Source organism: Microbacterium sp. B24 (genome assembly GCF_000333415.1).
In the GTDB taxonomy this organism is placed as follows: domain Bacteria; phylum Actinomycetota; class Actinomycetes; order Actinomycetales; family Microbacteriaceae; genus Microbacterium.
Genome location: NZ_BADB01000122.1, coordinates 1 through 3,109 on the forward strand (window position 1 = coordinate 1; position 3,109 = coordinate 3,109).

Here is a 3,109-nt window from a genome sequence, read left to right on the forward strand (position 1 = left end):
CATGCCGTCAGTCCGGTCTCGAGCGCCAGCTGCGGGACGGCTGTTCGGCGTTTCGTGGATGCCGAGGGACGCCCGGCGTACCGCCTGTCGCTGCAGACCAGAGAGCAGCACATCCGTCGTGAGAAGGCGACCTCGAACATCTGCACCGCGCAGGTGCTCCTCGCCGTCATGGCGTCGATGTACGCCGTCTATCACGGTCCGCACGGTCTGCGTCGCATCGCCGATGAGGTCGCGGGCAAGGCGCACCTGCTGCGTGACTGGCTGGTCGAAGCCGGCAACGAGATGCTTCACGACGACTTCTTCGACACCATCGTCGTGTCGGTGCCCGGCCGCGCCGGCGAGATCGTGGACGCGGCGCGGGAGCGCGGGTTCCAGCTGTGGTTCCGCGACAGCGACAGCGTCGGCATCTCTGTCGACGAGGCGACGACGGTCAGCGAACTGCATGTGCTCGCCCAGGTCTTCGGTGGCCGCGCGCAGCGGGCCTTCGGGTGGACCGGGGGAGGCGGCGCCCCGTCGCTGCCGGACTCGCTGCGGCGCGCGGACGAGTTCCTGACGCACCCCGTCTTCCACGCTCACCACTCGGAGACGGCGATGATGCGCTATCTCAAGCAGTTGGCCGACCGGGACTACGCTCTCGATCGCGGCATGATCCCGCTCGGATCCTGCACGATGAAGCTGAACGCGGCGACCGAGATGGCGGCGGTGTCGTGGCCCGAGTTCTCCCGCGTTCACCCGTTCGCACCGATCGAGGATGTCGCGGGCTACCTGGTGCTCATCGAGCAGGTCGAGTCGTGGCTGGCGGAGATCACCGGGTACGACGCCGTCTCCTTGCAGCCCAACGCCGGCTCACAGGGCGAGCTGGCGGGGCTGCTCGCGATCCGCGGCTACCACCACTCCCGCGGCGATGAGCAGCGTGATGTGTGCCTCATTCCGTCGTCGGCCCACGGCACCAACGCGGCATCCGCCGTCCTCGCCGGCATGCGGGTCGTCGTCGTCGCGTGCGACGAAGCCGGCAACGTCGACCTCGGCGACCTGCGCGCCAAGATCGCCGCACACGCAGAGGCGCTGGCTGCTCTGATGATCACGTACCCCTCGACGCACGGCGTCTACGAACAGGACGTCGTGGACATCACCGCCGCGGTGCACGATGCCGGCGGGCAGGTCTACGTGGACGGCGCCAACATGAATGCGCTCGTCGGATTCGCCCGGTTCGGCGACCTCGGCGGCGACGTCTCGCACCTGAACCTGCACAAGACCTTCGCCATCCCGCACGGCGGCGGCGGACCGGGCGTCGGCCCCGTCGCCGCGAAGGCGCACCTCGCGCCGTTCCTTCCCTCGCACCCGCTGGCCCAGCGCGCCGAGCACGCGGGCGGGTTCGTCTTCGACGGCGGACCGATCTCGGCCGCGCCCTACGGCTCGGCATCCATTCTGCCGATCTCGTGGGCGTACATCCGCATGATGGGTGCGGAGGGGCTGCGGGAGGCGACCGGGGCGGCCGTGCTCGCGGCGAACTACATCGCCGTGCGCCTCCGAGAGCACTACCCGGTGCTGTACGCGGGGGAGGACGGTCTCGTCGCGCACGAGTGCATCCTCGATCTGCGGCCGCTGAAGGAGGCGACTGGCGTGAGCGTGGACGACGTCGCCAAGCGCCTGATCGACTACGGGTTCCACGCGCCCACGATGTCCTTCCCGGTGGCGGGCACGCTGATGGTCGAGCCGACCGAGTCGGAGGACCTGGGCGAGATCGAGCGATTCATCGAGGCCATGATCGCGATCCGGGCCGAGGCGGATGCCGTGGCATCCGGCACCTGGCCCGCCGATGACAATCCGCTGGTGAACGCGCCGCACACCGCCGAGGCGGCGATCGCGGGGGAGTGGACGCATCCGTATCCGCGCGAACTCGCCGTCTACCCCGTGCACAGCCTGGTGCGCACGAAGTACTGGCCCCCGGTCCGTCGGATCGACAACGCCTACGGCGACCGCAACCTCGTCTGCGCCTGCCCGCCCGTGGAGGCCTTCGCCTAGCCCCGAGCGGCCCGCGCGGTCTCGCGGTCCGTGTGGCCCGCGAGACACGCGTTCCGCACCGAGACACCGATGCACACCCGGTGTCTCGGTGCGCGGGCGGTGTCTCGCGGACGGAGCGGACGGAGCGGACGGAGCGGCCGGAGCGGCCGGAGCGGGTGCGGTCACGGCAGGCCGCGGAGGGCGCGGTCGAGCGAACCCAGCAGCCCGAGATCGGGCTGTCGAACGAGAGGCAGCCCCGCCGACAACAGGATCGCGCGGAGTTGGCTCGGGGCGATCACGTCGGCCCACGTCCAGTGATGGACCGTGTGGACTCCGCGTCGCATCAGCCGCGCGTCCCGAGCACGCCGTTCGCGGAGTGCGACACGAGCGTCGCCCAAGGCGCCGCTGTACTTGAGGTCTCCGTCGGCCTCTCCCGCCACGAGATGGCCGTTGCGCAGCCATGCGAAGTCGACGCGGTCGTCCTCTCCCGGCTCCGGACCTCGCACCCATCGCTGCATCTCCGGAACAGGAAAACCGAGCGCCTCGATAACCGTCGCGCTCACGGACTCCAGCGGTGACTCGGCAACCGCCGACGCGCGGTCGAACACGTCGCGTGCGCGACGGCGGCCTCGCGAGGACGGGTGGGTCTCGCTCATCGCCCGCATGCAGCCGGTGGTGAGGTGCGGATCGGCCCGGAGTGCGGCATCGGCCGTCGCGCGGGCGACGGCGGGATGCCGTAGTCGTGCGGCATCCACGGCGACTTCGGCACCTGTCGCGACGAGCACACCGCTCACGTCGTCGAACTGCGGCGGGCGTTCGGCGGCATGCAGCCGGACCTCCCCGACGGCATGCGTCGCTCGCGAGCCGAGGGCGACGGCATGGACGTGCGGCGGTTCGCCGAAGACGGGGAGCCCGCGGAGCGCGGCCGCGGACTCCCGTACGAAGACGACGTCGGGGTAGCACCGCGCAGCCGCATGGACGAGAACGAGGTAGCGGTCCCATGGCGGCAGATCCCGCCACAGCCGCGCCGGAGCGTAGACCCCGCGCATCACGCAAAGGAGCTCCCCGCGCCGCACCGCGCGATCGACGTGCGGCTCGCCCCTCG

Annotated in this window: 1 protein-coding gene and 1 pseudogene; one reads left to right on the forward strand and one right to left on the reverse strand. The window is 70.9% G+C overall.

The window, feature by feature from the left end:
- Positions 1-2,025, forward strand: a pseudogene (gene gcvP, locus I5I_RS02705) (aminomethyl-transferring glycine dehydrogenase); the annotation flags it as partial.
- 161 nt (positions 2,026-2,186) lie between these two features.
- Here the strand turns inward: gcvP and I5I_RS02710 are convergent.
- A partial coding sequence (locus I5I_RS02710) for a hypothetical protein (protein WP_036316209.1) occupies positions 2,187-3,109 on the reverse strand: 923 nt, incomplete at its 5' end.